The organism is Sporolactobacillus inulinus (genome assembly GCF_006539285.1).
GTDB classification, from domain to species: Bacteria; Bacillota; Bacilli; order Bacillales; family Sporolactobacillaceae; genus Sporolactobacillus; species Sporolactobacillus inulinus.
On sequence record NZ_BJMS01000009.1, the window covers coordinates 52,511 to 69,662 of the forward strand.

Sequence of the window (17,152 nt, forward strand, 5' to 3'; positions counted from 1 at the left end):
CCGAGACGAAGCAGTGCGGAACGTTTTCATTTTTAAGCGCATATTTCATAAACAAACCGGCATCGAGGACAGTGAATCAAAAATAGCGAACATTTATTCGTTATGCTATAATAGTGAACAAAAGAACGTCAAAGCATCATTAAGATTTAGAGGTGACCCAATTGATCGGAAAACAAACCATAGAGGAACTTCTTCATCGATTGAAAAACGATCAGAATACGGCGCATTGGCAAACGATACCGGGGCGAGAAGCACATACCGCACCGTTTCCAGACTCTTTGGACGAGCATCTTAAAGATGCTTTGCGTCGGCGCGGGATCAATTCGCTCTATACCCATCAAGCGGAAGCCTATAACTCTGCAATGATGGGTTCAGATCTCGTCCTTGTCACGCCGACCGCCTCTGGAAAGACCTTGTGCTATAATCTTCCGGTTCTCCAGACCATGATTGCGCATCCGGAGAGCCGAGCGCTTTATTTCTTTCCGACAAAAGCATTGGCTCAGGATCAAAAGAATGAGATGGCTGACCTCATTGATGCGGTCGGACTGCCAATCAAGAGTCATACTTATGATGGCGATACTGCCGGATCGATCCGGCAAAAGATCCGCCAAGCCGGTCAAATTGTGATGACCAACCCGGATATGCTGCATGCCTCTATTTTACCGCATCACACAAAATGGGTCTCTTTATTTGAAAACCTGCGCTTTGTTGTGATTGATGAGCTTCACACGTATCGCGGTGTATTTGGCAGTCATGTAGCCAATGTCATACGCAGACTGAAGCGTATTTGCCGCTATTACGGCAGCAATCCTCAATTTATTTGTACGTCTGCGACGATTGCAAACCCGAGAGAACATGCCGAAGCGCTGACCGGACGCAAAATGTTTCTTATTGACCGCAATGGGGCACCAAGCGTAAAGAAACACTTCTTAATCTACAATCCTCCGGTTACCAATAAGCAGCTTAATGTGCGCGAGGATGAAACACATTCCGTGGTTCGTCTTGCAGGTGACTTTTTAAAGAATAAAATACAGACGATTGTCTTTGCAAAAAGCCGATTAAAGGTTGAACTTCTTGTCAGTCACCTCCAAAAAATAAACAGTGGCAGACAAGATCGTGCGCCAATCCGAGCATATCGAGGCGGCTATTTGCCTCTTGAACGCAGGGCCATTGAAAAAGGACTGCGTCAAGGTGAGATTATGGGCGTGGTTACTACCAATGCATTGGAACTTGGTGTTGATATCGGTCAGCTTCAAGTTTGTATTCTCACCGGATATCCTGGAAATATGGCAAGTGTTTGGCAACAAGCAGGAAGAGCCGGCAGAAGATCGGAAGACGCGGTAATTATCATGGTTACCTCATCGAATCCGCTTGACCAGTACATGGCAAATCATACAGACTATTTCTTCTCACGAAAACCAGAGAGCGTGCGAATTAATCCGGATAACATTATGATTCTGATGGAACATATTAAGTGTGCCGCTTATGAGCTTCCTTTCAAAAAGGGCGAACGGTTCGGAAGCGAACACGTGGATGAGCTTTGTGACTACTTAACCGATGAAGATTTGCTGCATTACCAACGTGGCAAGTGGTATTGGATGAGCGACGGGTTCCCGGCAAATAATGTCAACTTAAGATCAGCTGCTCAAGATTCGTTTGCTATTATTGACATCACCGATCAAGGCCATGCGAAAGTGATTGGTGAAGAAGACCGCTTCGGTGCCATGACCATGCTTTATGAAGACGCAATTTACATCCATCAAGGCGCTCAGTATCACGTGGATGACCTGGATTTGATTGAACGGAAGGCCTACGTGCGAAAAGTGAATGTCAACTACTATACGGATTCGGATCTTGCCGTCCAGCTCGATGTATTGGCGATGGACAAACATGCAGTCTTTGACAATGCACACATTGAAAAGGGCTATGGCGATGTCTCCGTACGTGCCTTGCCAACTATTTTTAAAAAAATTCGTTTTGAAACCTATGAAAATATCGGATGGGGAAAGATACATCTTCCGGAGCTGGAAATGCACACCAATGCTGCATGGATTAGTTTTGATCCGATCTATTTGGATCAATTCGGCAAGAATGTGTTTCAAGGGGCTTTGGTCGGTCTGAGCCATTTGCTTCGCCATGCGGCACCGCTTTTCGTGTTATGTGACCAAAATGATCTCTCGGTTGTACCGAAGATTAAAGCACCGCATAATGAGAAACCCTCTGTATTTATCTATGATAAATACCCCGGCGGTGTCGGATTAAGTGAAAATCTGTATCAGCTAATGCCAAGACTGCTTGAGAAAGCAAGCGATATGGCGCAAAACTGCCCTTGTGAATCCGGTTGTCCTTCTTGCATCGGTTTTGTTAATGAGGGCAGAGCGGCAAAACAAGCATTAATCCGATTGCTAAAGGAACGATCAACGTGTCACTCGCACAAAAATTAAAACTCTATCGGAAACAGCTGCATGAGCAGAACCGAGGAGCCAAGGAATCATCGCCGAATCCGCAACAACTGGATCAGACACTCGATGACAAGCGACAAAACCAAGCGATCCGACGTGCGGCTGTAGCACTTGACGCTGATTTACGAACTTTTGAGGATCAATACGTCCTTGTTCATTCCGAACGCTTGCCCTTAGCAACACGAATCGGCCCGTACGCATTAGACGACCTATGGCAAACCGTTGCTTCGTGGCAAACGTTTGGCGCGGCACATCCATTATCAGCTAAAGGATTACATGCAGAAGATCTGCTTTTTTTTGATACCGAAACCACTGGATTAGGTTCAGGCTCCGGGCAAATGATTTTTTTAATCGGTCTCGCCCGATTGACGGATCGCTTTCTTGAATTAAAACAATATTTTTTACCAGGACCAGGTCACGAGGCCGCATTCTATGATTCCTTTTTAAAGGACTGCACATCTTTAAAGCATTTGGTGACGTTTAACGGCAAGGCGTTTGACTGGCCAAGAGTAAAAACACGCCATCAATTTGTTCGCGATCAAGTGCCGAAACTGCCGGCATTTGGTCATTTTGATCTTCTGCATGCGTCCCGCCGTCTTTGGAAGAATCGCTTGGAGTCGGTACGGCTTCAATCCATCGAGTCGAACCTCTTATCCATGGGCAGAGAAAAAGATGTGCCGGGGAAATTGGCTCCCTTTCTTTACTTCCAGTTTCTTAAGCATCCTGAGGCGGGCTTAGTTAAGGGAATCATTGAGCATAATCGGGAAGATGTGCTCACTTTGGTCAGTCTTTACATCCACCTCTCAAATAAAATACTTGGTAAGGCAGAGACTGACCTAGAAGAAAACTATGAAATAGCACGTTGGTTTGAACAGATTGGCGATCACACGCATGCCCAGACCATTTGGGAAGCACTCATTCGAAAGGATTCAGCTTTCCAGCTACCAGCAAAGGCGCGGCTTGCAGCATGTTTAAAGCGAAAGGGGGACTATCAGCAGTCTCTGAAGCTTTTTGAATCGGTTATTGCTGCAGGAGGGGATGAGAGCGGATTGGTTTCCATTGAGGCAGCCAAACTATTGGAACATCGCTTTCATGATTATTCACGGGCAATTCAGTATACAATGTCGGCGATGACTCAGCTCGGTCATCAGCGGAATGACGAAAAGATGTACCCACTTAAAGAGGCGGCCTACTTGAAACGGCTCAATCGATTAAAGCTGAAAAGAACGAAGAAATTTTCTTGAAGAAATACAACTATTGCCCGGGCAAGCGCAGATATTGCCTGGAATCGCCATAACTCGTCATGTTCTGCCTAATCAATCAGCACCAATTCGACAATTTGCCTACTTTCTCGCGTTATCTAAAAAACAGGGGGGAAATGATTTGACTGAAGAGGGAAAAGCGATCCTTGTCACCGGCTACAAAGCACATGAACTCGGTATATACTCAGCAGATCATCAAGGGATCTCCGTTATTCGTTACGCATTAAAGAAAAGCATGCGCGAATTTGCTGATCAAGGTGTCCAATGGTTTGTCATCAGTGGACAAACGGGTGTTGAACTGTGGGCTGGAAGCGTCTGTATCGAATTAAGAGACGAAGAGAAGCTGAATGTGCACTTAGCCGTTCTTGTGCCCTTTTTAAATCAAGACGAGCATTATAAGGAGTGGCAGCAAGAGCTTTACGCCGAAGTGCTTGCTCAGGCGGATTATACAGGGGTGATCAGCAACCGCCCCTACGAGAATCCCGCACAGCTCCGCCTAAAAAATGATTTTCTTGTCGCTAAGACCGAAGCGATGCTGATTGTTTATGATGAGGAAGCCCCAGGCACACCTAGGTATTATTTAGCTGCGGCCAAAAGTAAGAAGCGAAATCATGATTATCCCATCCAAATCATTAATCGTTACGATCTGGACTTTGCTGCCGAGGATCTGCAGCAGCAAAACCCGAATTACTGGACGCAGTGACAAACCTTTGCATGCATCACGATCCTTTGAAACCCAAACACTCAAACGCACGTAAATACCGAGCTGACAGGAAAACAGTACTGAATCGAACATTGACACCATAGATTAAATTTGAAAAAATAAGACGAGAGATCATTAGTTTGGAGTGGACCAGCATGGCGGAGCAAAAAACGATTCGATTAACCAAAAACGATATTCTTCACAAAGAATTCAAATCAGGGTTTCATGGCTACCAACAAGATGAAGTTGACCAATTCCTTGACATCATCATTAGCGATTACGACGTATTCAATGCAGAAATTAAGCGTTTGCGCGAAGAAAATAAACGATTAAAAAATCAAGTCACGGAAGGGGAGGAACAAAGAGCTTCGAAACCATTGGAAAACCAAGGCCTCACGAATTATGATATTCTGAAGCGGTTGTCTAATCTCGAAAAACATGTTTTCGGGAATCGCCTTGGTGAATAAAAAAATATGTTAAATATGGGTTGCTTCTTTAGTAAAATGAGATTATAATATCTACTTGTGACATTATTTATGTTCGGGTAATCGCTGTATTCCTTGTGAATATAGAGGAAAGTCCATGCTCGCACGGTCTGTGATGACCGTAGTGTTCGTGCCTGGCGAAGTCATAAGCCAGGGTAGTTCAGAGTGATCTGGACTAACGGCGGGAGAGAAGCCTGTGTTCCTTTTGGAATATGGCTTGCTATCCCATAAAGTGCCATAGTGACGATGTCTTTTGGAAACAAAAGAAGTGGAACGCGGTAAACCCCTCGAGCGGGAAACTCAAACTTGGTAGAGGACCCCTTTGGAAGGAACCAAACGGAAAAAGGGACAGATGATTCTGTAGATAGATGATTACCGCTTTTGTACGAGAAGCAGTTTGCTTCGTTTGAGTGCGAAAGTACAGAACATGGCTTACAGAACATGGATAATGCATTTATATTAAAGAAAAAAAGCCCATTTTAGGGCTTTTTTTGCTAGTTACGGCAATTAACCTGAGAAGGGATTCTATTGATGACACAAAAATGGACGCTCATTGCCACAACTGCGATGGGACTTGAAGCTGTTGCAGCTCGTGAATTAAAAGATTTAGGATATAATGATCTGAAGGTCGAAAATGGCAAGATAATCTTTACAGGCGACCCCATCGATCTTTGCAGAAGCAATCTATGGTTGCGGACGGTAGACCGAATCCGACTTCGCGTTGGCTATTTTAAAGCGGTCACTTTTGACAGTTTATTCGAACAAACCAAAGCATTGCCTTGGGCCAATTTGCTTCCTGAGCAAGCACAATTTCCGGTAACCGGGAAATCCCATAAATCTGTTTTACATAGCGTTCCCGATTGCCAAGCGATTGTCAAAAAAGCAATTGTTGAATCCTTGAAACAGCACTATCACAAAGAATGGTTTCAAGAAGACGGACCGATGTATAAGATACAGGTTGCCTTGGATAAAGATCAGGTCACGCTTTCGATCGATACATCTGGCGATGGCTTGCATCGGCGCGGATACAGACGCCTGCATAACGAAGCGCCTCTGAAGGAAACATTAGCAAGTGCCATGATTTTATTAAGCCGCTGGACGCCGGATCAGCCGTTCGTTGATCCTTTTTGCGGCTCAGGAACGCTCCCCATCGAAGCTGCTATGATTGGACAGAATATTGCGCCTGGATTTAATCGTTCGTTTGTTTCAGAGTCATGGCCGATTATTGATCCAACGTGTTGGACGCGCGCCCGTGATGAAGTCGAAAGTAAAGCAAACTATGATCAACCGTTAATGATTATGGGCAGTGATATTGACCACAATATGATTGAATTATCAGAATATAACGCACAAGAAGCGGGTTTTAGCGGATTGATCACATTTAAACAGATGCAGGTTGCTGATTTTACCACGCAAAGCAAATACGGGTGTATGATTGGGAATCCGCCGTATGGTGAACGAATGGGCAGCGAGCAGCAAATTAGAGAAATATGCCGTTCATTAGGCCGATTGTATAAAACAAACAAGACCTGGTCGTTTTATTTTATTTCTTCCTACGCGCAATTTGAATCCGATTTCGGGCGTCCGGCCAGCAAAAAAAGAAAGCTCTATAATGGACGGATCCGTACCGATTTCTATCAATATTTTGGAAAAAAGTATTCGGATTAACCGCTCAAACCGCAAGCTTCTTCGGAAAACAAGAAGGACATTGCCTGTAAAAAAGAGAATGAATGGATAAAATCCGCATTTATGACGAAGAAAAGGGACGGTTGCCATGACAACAAATGAAGTGGTCGCTTCATACAAGCACTATGTAAAAAAGATTATGGATTTTAATGAATCCATTGCATTGGCAGAATGGGATCTGCGCACAGGTGCCCCCAAAAAGGGTGTGAAACAAAGGGCAGAGGTAATTGGAACACTTTCAGAAGAAGTGTTCAAGCGATCGACGTCAGATGAAATGAAAGGATACATAGATGCGCTCACCGATCCAACGGTACAGGAACAACTAAGTTTGATTACCAAGAAAATGATTGAAAAATCTCAAAAAGAATATGATCATAATGTGTCGATTCCGGCTGAAGAATATAAAGCGTATGTCATTCTCCAATCTGAAGCGCAAAGCGTGTGGCAAGAAGCAAAAGCGAAAAGTGACTTCTCAATGTTGCAACCGTATCTTGAAAAAATAGTTGACTATAAACGTCACTTTATTGAGTATTGGGGTATTCGTCACAATAAATATGATGCATTACTTGATTTGTACGAACCCGGTCTGACCGTTAAAACGATCGATCACATTTTTGAATCGCTGCGAAACGGGCTCGTTCCTCTCGTAGAAGCGGTTGTCGCTTCGGGTAATCAGCCTAAAAAGGATTTTTTAGCGCAACCCTTTCCAGTTGATCGGCAAAAGGAACTCTGCCACCACTTATTAAGGGAAATCGGCTATGATTTTAATGCCGGACGCCTTGATGAGACAGAGCATCCCTTTGAGCTTACGCTAAATCCCGGAGATGTACGCGTCACCACCAATTATCAAGAACATGACTTTATTTCCACGATTCTGGGTACGATTCATGAAGGCGGTCATGCCTTGTATGAACAGCATATCTCGCGCGAACTGGTGGGTACACCACTTTGTGAAGGAACATCCATGGGCATCCATGAATCGCAGTCTCTGTTCTTCGAAAATTTTATTGGACGCAGCAGAGCCTTCTGGTCCTATCATTACGACGAATTGAGACGCGACGCAGATCGTCACTTCAGCAGTGTTTCATTGAATGATTTTTATCGTGCAATTAATGCATCCCATCCGTCGTTCATTCGTACTTTAGCAGATGAATTAACCTATCCGCTTCATATTATGGTACGCTATGATCTTGAAAAGGCACTTTTTAATAGCGATTTGCAGGTTAAAGATCTTCCTGGAGTATGGAATGAAAAAATGAATGAATATCTTGGAATTACCCCAAAAAATGATCGAGAAGGAGTGCTCCAAGATATTCATTGGCCAGGCGGCGATTTTGGCTATTTCCCATCCTATGCATTGGGCTATGTCTATGCTGCTCAGTTTAAGCATGCCATGATCAAGGATATCCCCGACTTTGACGATCGCCTGCAGTCGGGAAAGCTGCATGAAATCACCCATTGGCTCAGCACGCATATTCATCAATATGGCAGTTTAAAAAAACCGCTTGAGCTCTTACAAGAGGCAACTGGGGAATGTCCGAATCCCAACTATCTGCTTCGTTATCTAACGGAAAAATACAGTGAAATTTATCATTTTTGACGCATCGATGTTCCTATAGAACGTAAGGCATGGGTGCAGTCGGCTGTTGATGCACGTCCTGCAGAAGGAGCGGCAGGATCAAGAAAGGGGTTCTTTATTTGACTAAACATGTTTCGGCCTATGATGACGATACCATTCAAATACTTGAAGGACTAGAAGCAGTACGCAAACGACCGGGGATGTATATCGGTTCAACCGATTCCAAGGGACTGCACCATCTCGTTTATGAAATCGTTGATAATGCAGTTGACGAAGCACTTGCAGGGTACGGTCATGAAATTCGCGTGCGCCTGCACAAGGACGGCAGTGTCAGTGTACGCGATTTTGGTCGCGGGATGCCGACGGGGATGCACCGCACAGGGAAGCCAACGGTCGAGGTTATTTTTACTGTGCTCCATGCCGGTGGGAAATTCGGCCAAAATGGTGGTTATAAAACAAGCGGGGGACTTCACGGTGTCGGTTCATCCGTTGTCAACGCACTTTCTGAATGGCTTGAAGTAACGATTTGGCGCGATGGAAAGGTGTTCAAACAGCGCTTTGAACACGGTGGCCATCCGGTAACTACTTTGGAACAAATCGGCACCACCCGAGAAACCGGTTCACTAATTCGTTTTAAACCGGATGCTGGACTTTTCAGCACAACAAACTTTCAGTTCGATATTCTGAGTGAACGGTTGCGCGAATCCGCCTTCTTACTTAAAGGAATGAAAATCGTTCTGACCGATGAACGCAGTGATGAAGAAGAAGTCTTTCATTTTGAAGAAGGCATTAAAGAATTTGTAGCTTATTTGAACGAAGATAAGGATGTTTTGCATCCCGTTGTTGCCTTTGAAGGTGAGGCAAATGAGATCGAGGTCGAGGTTGCCTTCCAGTTTAATGACGGTTATTCAGAGAATCTGATTTCCTTCGTAAACAATGTGCGGACAAAGGATGGCGGCACACATGAATCCGGTTTCAGAACGGCTTTAACCCGCGCATTTAACGACTATGCGCGCAAAGCAGGAATTTTGAAGGAAAAAGACAAGAATTTGGAAGGTAATGATATTCGCGAAGGCTTTATGGGGATTGTGTCAATCCGAGTTCCAGAACATTTGCTTCAATTTGAAGGACAAACGAAAGGAAAACTGGGAACAAGCGAGGCACGATCTGCCGTCGACACAGTCGTTACAGAGCAACTTGCCTACTATCTTGAAGAGAACCCGCAATCAAGTGAGAACCTGATTCGCAAAGCGCTACGCGCGAGACAAGCGCGCTTAGCTGCGCGAAAGGCGCGCGATGATGCTCGAAGCGGCAAAAAATCAAAACGAAAAGAATCCATGCTCAGTGGTAAACTGACACCGGCCTCTTCTAAAAATGCTGATCGTAATGAACTGTATCTGGTCGAAGGTGATTCGGCCGGCGGATCTGCAAAACAGGGACGCGACCGTAAATTTCAAGCGGTGCTGCCGCTTCGCGGAAAAGTCATTAACACGCAGAAAGCACGCCTTGAAGAGATTATGAAAAATGAAGAAATTAACACCATCATTCATGCAATTGGTGCCGGCGTCGGCTCCGACTTTTCAATCAAAGACAGCAATTATAATAAGATCATCATCATGACCGATGCCGACAACGACGGCGCGCATATTCAAGTGCTACTCCTGACCTTCTTCTATCGCTACATGAAAGCGCTGATTGATAACGGCAAAGTCTATATTGCACTGCCCCCGCTTTATAAGGTAAGCAAAGGCATCGGCAAGAAAGAGACTGTTGAGTATGCGTGGGACGATCGTGGTCTCAAAGAAGCGATTCAAAAGATTGGTAAAGGGTACACGATTCAACGCTACAAAGGTTTAGGCGAGATGAACGCCGATCAATTATGGGAAACGACGATGAATCCTGAAACGCGAACCTTGATCCAAGTGAGTATTGAGGATCAAGCATACGCGGAACGACGCGTGACCACGCTCATGGGCGATAAAGTTGAACCACGTCGAAAGTGGATTGAATCGCATGTCGCATTTGGCCTTGATGATGATGCGAGTGACGGACTGACCGCTGTGAAAGGTGCTGATTAATTGTGGCTAACAAAGAGAAATTACTGAATCGAACGCTCGAAGAAGTCATGGGCGATCGTTTCGGTATTTACAGCAAATACATTATTCAAGAGCGCGCGCTTCCAGATGTGAGAGATGGCCTGAAGCCGGTACAGCGACGCATTCTTTATGCAATGCTCCGAGACGGAAACACAAGTGACAAACCGTTCCGCAAATCGGCAAAAACAGTGGGTAATGTGATCGGTAATTATCACCCGCACGGCGATTCTTCTGTGTATGAAGCAATGGTACGGATGAGTCAGGACTGGAAAGTACGGATGCCGCTGATTGAGATGCACGGGAATAACGGCAGTCTCGATGGCGATCCGCCTGCAGCGATGCGCTATACGGAAGCAAGGCTGTCAAAAATTTCCGCAGAACTGCTTCGTGATATTGATGCAAAAACCGTCGATTATATTCTCAACTTTGATGATACGACCGAAGAGCCGACCGTATTTCCGTCGAAATTTCCTAATTTGCTGGTCAACGGGTCAACGGGTATATCTGCCGGCTATGCAACGGAAATCCCGCCGCATTGTCTTTCTGAAATTATTGATGCGACCGTTCATCTGATGGAACATTCAGAGGCTACGGTTGATGATTTGATGCATTTTGTCAAAGGTCCCGATTTTCCAACTGGCGGCATCGTTCAGGGACTTGAGGGCATTAAGAAGGCCTATCGTACGGGCAAGGGTAAGATTGTGCTCCGCGGCCGCACGAAGATTGAGGCACTGCGTACCGGTCGAAAACAGATCATCATCACGGAACTCCCCTATGAGGTCAATAAAGCATTACTGGTGAAGAAAATGGATGAGCTTCGTCTTGACCATAAGGTCGAAGGTGTATCAGAAGTTAGGGATGAGACGGATCGCAGCGGTATGCGTGTCATTATTGAACTGAAAAAAGACGCAGATCCCAATGGAATTCTTAATTACTATTTTAAAAATACAGATCTACAGATCACCTATAATTTCAATATGGTGGCTATTGACCGAAAAACACCGCGTCAACTTGGACTTAAAGATATTCTTCAAGCCTATATTGTGCATCAGAAAGAAGTTGTTACAAGAAGATCGAAGTACGAGCTCCAAAAGAGCATTGATCGTCAGCATATTGTTCGCGGCCTTATTAAAGCCATTTCCATTTTGGATGATGTCATTCGAGTGATTCGCAGTTCTAAAGACAAAAAGAATGCCAAACAAAATCTTTCCGAATCGTTCGGCTTCACCGAGACTCAGGCAGAGGCAATTGTCAATTTGCAGCTCTACCGCTTGACCAATACGGATATCGTGACGCTTCAGGAAGAAGAACATCAGCTTGACTTGACCATCGCTCGTCTTAAAGGAATCCTTGCTTCTGAAAAGAAATTGATTGCTGTAATAAAAAAAGAATTGTTGTCAGTTCGTGATCGGTTTTCCGATCCAAGGCGAACAACGATAGAAGCAGAAATTGAAGAAATTAAAATCGACCTTGAGGTTATGGTTGCCTCAGAGGAGGTTATGGTTGCTGTAAGCAAACATGGCTATGTAAAAAGATCGAGCCTTCGCTCCTTCGCGGCCAGCGGCAATGATTCCGTTGCGATGAAAGAAACCGATCATACACTTTTCCAACAGCAGATGAATACGACCGATACACTACTGATCTTTACTGATAAAGGGCGCTATGTTTACCTGCCGGTTCACGAAATCCAAGATCGGCGCTGGAAAGAACTTGGCCAGCATCTTGCCAGTATTGTACCGATTGAACCGGATGAAGCCATTATTTCAGCAGTTCCTGTCAAGGACTTTACCGAAACAACGCGCTATATGACTTTCTTTACCAAGAATGGAATGGTAAAGAGAACGAAACTGAGCGCATATCACGCGCAGCGACGTTCAAAACCATTAACGGCAATAAAGCTTAAGAAAAATGATACCTGTCTGGTCGCACTTGCTACCAACGGAACGTCAGACTTAGTGTTAGTCACGCATAGCGGCTATTGCCTGCGATTTAAGGAAGAGGATGCTGGAGAGGTCGGCACACGTGCTTCCGGTGTAAAAGCAGTACAGTTAAAACCAGAGGATTATGTTGCGGGCGCCGGATCGCTAATTAAAGATACTTCGTCGAACGTTGTGATTGTGACGGATCGAGGAGCTGTGAAACAAATGGCACTTGAAGAACAAGTTGAGTGCACCGGACGGCCGAGACGCGGCGTCCAAGTGCTGCGTGAACTAAAGACAAAGCCGCACCATATCGTTGGATTTGAACGCGTGCAGCCAAAAGACCAGTTAACCCTTTTAACGAGTAAGGGGAAATTGTTCACCGTGTCCGCAGCAGCGATACGCTTGTCCGACCGTTACAGCAATGGATCCTTCGTTTTGGATCAAGAAGAGGACGGAACGGTTTCTGAGGTATGGAAAGAGGTAGCTTCGGAAGATTAAAGGAGCTTATTTGTTCTTGCGCATAAAGAATCTATGATACATCAACGTAATGGATAGAACGATGAGATAAATGGGCAGCGAGTAGAACATTTGGTATCCATTTTTATACCGGTAGATGTTTGCGTGCCAAGCGAGCGCTTCAGAGACTATGGCAATCAATGCCCAAATACTAATATAGAAAAAATAAGTCGTTCGATTTTTTTCGATGCTGGTGTAAAAATAAATGAAAAGATACGTGAACGGCCCAAACATAACAAAGGAAAGCAGATCCCAAAGATCGAAATACGGTGTATCGTTAATATCATAGTAATCGAATGGATTCACACAGAGCGTTGTATCAAAAAAACAAATCCAATACGAACTAATCAGCAACATGGTTACGATTTGCCCTTTGGTAAAGCGTTGGGGAAGAACGAACATCAGTAAATATGCACCTGCCCCTACGATAAGGATAAAGAGCTCATTACTGCTAGACTGTATGTATTGTAAGATCATCGTGAACTCCTTTGCTGAATTGATTGTTTTTTATCGCCCCTTGTAAAAAGCGATAAAGCAGCTAAAAGAAACAGGAAGTACAAGCTAAAATACACGATCAGCCCGACGATACCAGTGGGTACGAATGTTGTATGGAAGGGATCAATGCGGCAAAAGAGCAGAAAAACAACAAAGCTTCCGATGCAGCTCAATAGTTTTTCCCACAGCTGTCCGTTCTTCCAAAGATTCAGTGCAATCAATGTCAGCATTGGAAAGGTGATGTTCCGATTCATATGAAAAGCGACAACATCTTGCAGTGAGATTTTTCGATAAATTGGGTTGAAATACAAGTCTTCCGCTCGGTAAATCATGGTCAGCATAATTGTCAATGAACTTAAAAGAAACAAAAATAAGAACGTTTCACGATTTAACCGTTTAGGCATCATCATAAATCCATTTATTATGATCCAATCGAAGCAAATTACAAGAGCTACAGCCATATTGATCTCGCCTTTCATTTATGTGCAGAAGTTGATTCATATTAACTGTTTTTCATTGATTAGATTGCGCCTTTCCGCAGTAAATCATTCATCGGTGTATCGCTAAATTCACTTTTTTGGATGTACCATTTTATTGGAATTGATAATAAATTTCAATTAGAATGTACATGACCGCATGAGACCGTGCAGAGAACATTGGAGGGATAGTTTTGGTACAGAATCAGGAACTTTTTGATATAACAATTATCGGTGGTGGACCGACCGGACTTTTTACCGCTTTTTACGCAGGCATGCGGCAAATGAAAGTGAAGATCATTGAAAGTCTTCCGCAGCTTGGCGGACAGCTGAGTACCTTGTATCCGGAAAAAGAGATTTTTGATGTTGCCGGATTTCCAAAAATTAAGGCAAAAGATTTGGTTGCCAATTTAATCACTCAGGCGAATCAATTCAAACCAGAGATCGTTTTGGATGAAAAAATTGAAGCGCTTGTGCCGGATGAAAATGGCGTGATTGAACTTAAAGCTGCTTCAGGCCGCACGCATCGGACAAAAACGGTCATTATTACAGCAGGGGTCGGCGCTTTTGCGCCAAGGCCGCTGCCGGTCGATCAAGAGGTCTCATCGTATAAGAACATTCACTATTTCATTCAGGACGTATCTCTTTTTAAAGACAAGCGTGTCGTCATCTTAGGAGGCGGGGATTCAGCGGTTGACTGGGCAAATACATTAGCCCCGGTTGCAAAGGAAGTCACGATTGTTCACCGCCGCGATCAATTCCGTGCACACGAAACCAGTGTAGAAGCGATGAAAAAGTCGTCGGTTAACATTAAAACCCCTTTTGTCGCCAAATCCGTAGAAGGCGCAGACGATCAAATCAAACAATTGACGATTCAAAGGGTGAAAGGCGAAACGGAAGAGAAGCTACCGCTTGATGATCTGATCGTTAATTACGGTTTTGTTTCTGCACTTGGTCCGATTAAAAATTGGAATCTTGAGCTCGAAAAGAATGCAATCATTGTGAATACAAAGATGGAAACGACGATTAAAGGCGTCTATGCGGCTGGGGATGTTGCCAGCTATCCTGGAAAAGTAAAGCTGATTGCGACTGGTTTTGGTGAAGCACCGACCGCTGTAAATAATGCAAAACATTATATTGATCCCGATTCGCGTACACAACCGATGCACAGCTCGAGTGCCGGTGATCTTTTTTCAAAATAAAACCAATAAAATGAAGAAAAAGGTGTCTCAAAAGTCTTTGTTTGACTGCGAGACACTTTTTTATACATACGCGAGATCTCGCTTATATAAACTAGATCATTAATTGATTGGAGACTCCTGATGATTATTCGTTCCGTAAATGAAATTGATTATCCATTAAAGAAAGAAATTCGTGCACTCGAAAAGCGCTGCACGCAGGCAGACAACGTTACCTCCTTGACTGATTTAGATGATTCACTTAATGTTCATAAAGAGATGAACCATACGTTTCTCTGTTACGAGGACAAGAGGCTGATCGCTTTTTGCCATCTGTTTATCCCCACCGATGCAGAAGCTGAACTATCAGCACGGACAGATCCTGAATTCCGCAGAAAAGGCTATTTTTCAGCCCTGTTGAAACGAACATTGGAAGAAGTGAAACATTTTCATATTCCGGATATTCTTTTGGTCGGTCAGCCTGGGGTATTCGCTGCCTCGCTCCTTGATCATCTCGGCGCTTCGTATGACTTTTCAGAATATGTCATGTCGCTGGATCGTGCAGCTTACCATCCGCCAAAAACAGATCTGCAACTGGAAGTCAAGCAACAAACGTTACGCGAGTTGGAGCGGCTTATTGAAATCAGTGTCTCAAGCTTTGGCGATAATCGTAAAGAGGCACGGAAGCTTATCGAGATGGCTTTGCTTGCCCCTCATCGAGAAGGATATATGGCTGTGTTTAAGAATCAAATTATCGGAATTTGTTACGCACGTTTCGATGAAAATGAAGCTTTTCTGTTCGGGTTGGGCATTGACTCGGCTTTTCAAGGAAAGGGATTAGGGAAAACATTCCTTGTTCATTTGTTAGACAGACTATTTTCCAGAGCAGTGCATACGGTAAAGCTTGACGTTGACTCCAGAAATCGAGCTGCGCTGAACATCTATCAAGATGCGGGGTTTGCTCCGATAGACACCGTTAATTATTACCGGATGCACGTCAAAGAAACTGAGGCGATTATTTATGACCGAGAACGTAAGGACTAATGATGATCAATGGCTGCCCGCCATCATCAATGCGTGGCGGCTCGTCAAAAAAGAGGGAATTGCAGCAACGATTGAAGGGGCGGCCGCCTTGCGTCTCCATGGATGTGCGATCAGTCCCGGACCATGGATCGAAATTTCCGTTCAGTGGGACGCGATTGAATCATTCTTTAAGAACGTTTCGCTCAATCAAAAGAGCATACTCAATAAATTTAAACGAATTTGTTATTTTACCTTTAAGCTTGATGGTTATTATGTTAAAATCATCGGGTATTTAGGAACGGTTGTGCGAACAGATCCTGACCGGATGTCCCTTTCTATTGGTACAGAGCAAATAGCCGTTAAATCGCTAAGTTCCTTTTTGCGTTGCATGGATCAGGATGACGCGTGTCGAAAAGCGGCCAAAAGCTATATGCAGAAACTGCAGGCACAAGACGCAGACCGAAACGGACAGGCATGGAACGATGAAGCATATCGGGCGTGGATTAATCGATTTGGTACACCTGAAGAAGCGGCTGCTAAAATAAAACGTGATCCGATTGGACGATTAGGCGGTCTTGCGGATTATCTAACGGATTGCAACGATCAGTGCGTGATCAATTTACTTGGATCTCACGCTGGAAAAGCACTTGCTCTCAGCTTACTTGGTGCAAATGTGACCGTTGTCGATATCTCGGCAGAAAATGCCGCCTACGCTGGAAAGACTGCTGAAGCACTTGGCGTCTCGTTAAACTATATTGTTTCTGATGTTTTGAAGCTTCCAATCGCTGAACATAAAGGCCGTTATGACAAAGTGTTCATGGAACTTGGTATTTTGCATTATTTCATTGACCTTGAACCACTTGCTGATCTGATCGAGCAACTTTTAAAGCCCGGAGGAACTTTCATTATTCAGGAGTTTCATCCAGTCTCGACAAAACTCGTAACGACTCGTGGCAAGCGGCAAATTGTATTCGGCAATTATTTCGATCAGTCTCTTCATACGCGATCTGTTGCGTTTACGAAGCATCTTGATCCGTCACATCAGAGTGAAGAGCGTGAAGAACGGACGGTCTACTTGAGAGAATGGACACTTGGCGAGATTGTCACAACGTTCGCACAAGCAGGCTTAATTGTAAGCCGTTTGGATGAGCAGCCGAATATGAAAATTAACGATATTGGACTGCCAAAATTATTTACGCTTGTTTGCGTGAAACCGGGCGAGACGAACCGGATACAGAGAAAATGCTGATCGCAAAGGGTAGCGGGGTG

At 44.4% G+C, this 17,152-nt stretch carries 13 protein-coding genes and 1 other RNA gene; 12 read left to right on the forward strand and 2 right to left on the reverse strand.

Going from position 1 to position 17,152, the window contains the following annotated elements; translation table 11 throughout:
• The first annotated feature begins 161 nt into the window (after positions 1–161).
• The 9 genes from SIN01_RS01950 (at position 162) to parC (ending at position 12,693) form a co-directional block, all read left to right on the forward strand.
• Entirely contained in the window at positions 162–2,444 is a 2,283-nt protein-coding gene (locus SIN01_RS01950) for a DEAD/DEAH box helicase (protein WP_010024140.1), read from the forward strand.
• Complete coding sequence (locus SIN01_RS01955) at positions 2,423–3,706, forward strand: ribonuclease H-like domain-containing protein (RefSeq protein ID WP_010024142.1); 1,284 nt, start codon at positions 2,423–2,425, stop codon at positions 3,704–3,706. The genes SIN01_RS01950 and SIN01_RS01955 overlap by 22 nt, the downstream gene beginning before the upstream one ends.
• Positions 3,707–3,845: 139 nt before the next feature.
• Positions 3,846–4,427 (forward strand): SLOG family protein, encoded by a 582-nt coding sequence (locus SIN01_RS01960; RefSeq protein ID WP_010024143.1) that lies wholly within the window; start codon positions 3,846–3,848, stop codon positions 4,425–4,427.
• Between the two features lie 155 nt (positions 4,428–4,582).
• Positions 4,583–4,894, forward strand: a complete 312-nt coding sequence (gpsB, locus tag SIN01_RS01965; RefSeq protein WP_010024145.1) for a cell division regulator GpsB — start codon at positions 4,583–4,585, stop codon at positions 4,892–4,894.
• A 69-nt stretch (positions 4,895–4,963) separates the two neighbouring features.
• Positions 4,964–5,352, forward strand: an RNA gene (rnpB, locus tag SIN01_RS01970) — RNase P RNA component class B.
• A 91-nt stretch (positions 5,353–5,443) separates the two neighbouring features.
• On the forward strand, positions 5,444–6,580 hold the full coding sequence (locus SIN01_RS01975) for a THUMP domain-containing class I SAM-dependent RNA methyltransferase (protein ID WP_010024146.1): 1,137 nt from the start codon (positions 5,444–5,446) through the stop codon (positions 6,578–6,580).
• Between the two features lie 106 nt (positions 6,581–6,686).
• Complete coding sequence (locus tag SIN01_RS01980; RefSeq protein WP_010024147.1) at positions 6,687–8,198, forward strand: carboxypeptidase M32; 1,512 nt, start codon at positions 6,687–6,689, stop codon at positions 8,196–8,198.
• A 98-nt stretch (positions 8,199–8,296) separates the two neighbouring features.
• The gene (gene parE, locus SIN01_RS01985) at positions 8,297–10,255 is read left to right on the forward strand and encodes a DNA topoisomerase IV subunit B (RefSeq protein WP_010024148.1); all 1,959 of its coding nucleotides are present in this window, start codon (positions 8,297–8,299) and stop codon (positions 10,253–10,255) included.
• 2 nt (positions 10,256–10,257) lie between these two features.
• Positions 10,258–12,693, forward strand: coding sequence for a DNA topoisomerase IV subunit A (gene parC / locus SIN01_RS01990; protein ID WP_010024149.1), 2,436 nt, complete (start codon positions 10,258–10,260; stop codon positions 12,691–12,693).
• Positions 12,694–12,699: 6 nt separating this feature from the next.
• On the opposite strand, the gene SIN01_RS01995 is transcribed toward parC, so the two are convergent.
• Both SIN01_RS01995 and SIN01_RS02000 read right to left on the reverse strand, forming a co-directional pair.
• A complete protein-coding gene (locus SIN01_RS01995; protein ID WP_029548122.1) occupies positions 12,700–13,188 on the reverse strand; it encodes a hypothetical protein in 489 nt (162 codons plus the stop codon).
• Entirely contained in the window at positions 13,185–13,667 is a 483-nt protein-coding gene (locus tag SIN01_RS02000) for a hypothetical protein (protein WP_010024152.1), read from the reverse strand. Before SIN01_RS02000 ends, SIN01_RS01995 begins: the two co-directional genes overlap by 4 nt.
• A 209-nt stretch (positions 13,668–13,876) precedes the next feature.
• Between SIN01_RS02000 and SIN01_RS02005 the strand changes: the two genes are divergently transcribed.
• From SIN01_RS02005 to SIN01_RS02015, 3 genes are all read left to right on the forward strand, one after another.
• A complete protein-coding gene (locus tag SIN01_RS02005) occupies positions 13,877–14,884 on the forward strand; it encodes an NAD(P)/FAD-dependent oxidoreductase (protein WP_010024153.1) in 1,008 nt (335 codons plus the stop codon).
• 120 nt (positions 14,885–15,004) lie between these two features.
• On the forward strand, positions 15,005–15,904 hold the full coding sequence (locus tag SIN01_RS02010; RefSeq protein WP_010024154.1) for a GNAT family N-acetyltransferase: 900 nt from the start codon (positions 15,005–15,007) through the stop codon (positions 15,902–15,904).
• The gene (locus SIN01_RS02015; RefSeq protein ID WP_010024155.1) at positions 15,882–17,132 is read left to right on the forward strand and encodes a class I SAM-dependent methyltransferase; all 1,251 of its coding nucleotides are present in this window, start codon (positions 15,882–15,884) and stop codon (positions 17,130–17,132) included. Before SIN01_RS02010 ends, SIN01_RS02015 begins: the two co-directional genes overlap by 23 nt.
• The last annotated feature ends 20 nt before the right edge of the window (positions 17,133–17,152 follow it).

Excerpts from the sequence above, each read along its gene's own strand:
- SIN01_RS01980 (WP_010024147.1), top strand. The coding sequence starts at position 6,687 with ATGACAACAAATGAAGTGGTCGCTTCATACAAGCACTATGTAAAAAAG.
- SIN01_RS01995 (WP_029548122.1), bottom strand. The coding sequence starts at position 13,188 with ATGATCTTACAATACATACAGTCTAGCAGTAATGAGCTCTTTATCCTT.
- SIN01_RS01975 (WP_010024146.1), top strand. The coding sequence starts at position 5,444 with ATGACACAAAAATGGACGCTCATTGCCACAACTGCGATGGGACTTGAA.
- SIN01_RS02015 (WP_010024155.1), top strand. The coding sequence starts at position 15,882 with ATGACCGAGAACGTAAGGACTAATGATGATCAATGGCTGCCCGCCATC.
- SIN01_RS02010 (WP_010024154.1), top strand. The coding sequence starts at position 15,005 with ATGATTATTCGTTCCGTAAATGAAATTGATTATCCATTAAAGAAAGAA.
- SIN01_RS02000 (WP_010024152.1), bottom strand. The coding sequence starts at position 13,667 with ATGGCTGTAGCTCTTGTAATTTGCTTCGATTGGATCATAATAAATGGA.
- gpsB (WP_010024145.1), top strand. The coding sequence starts at position 4,583 with ATGGCGGAGCAAAAAACGATTCGATTAACCAAAAACGATATTCTTCAC.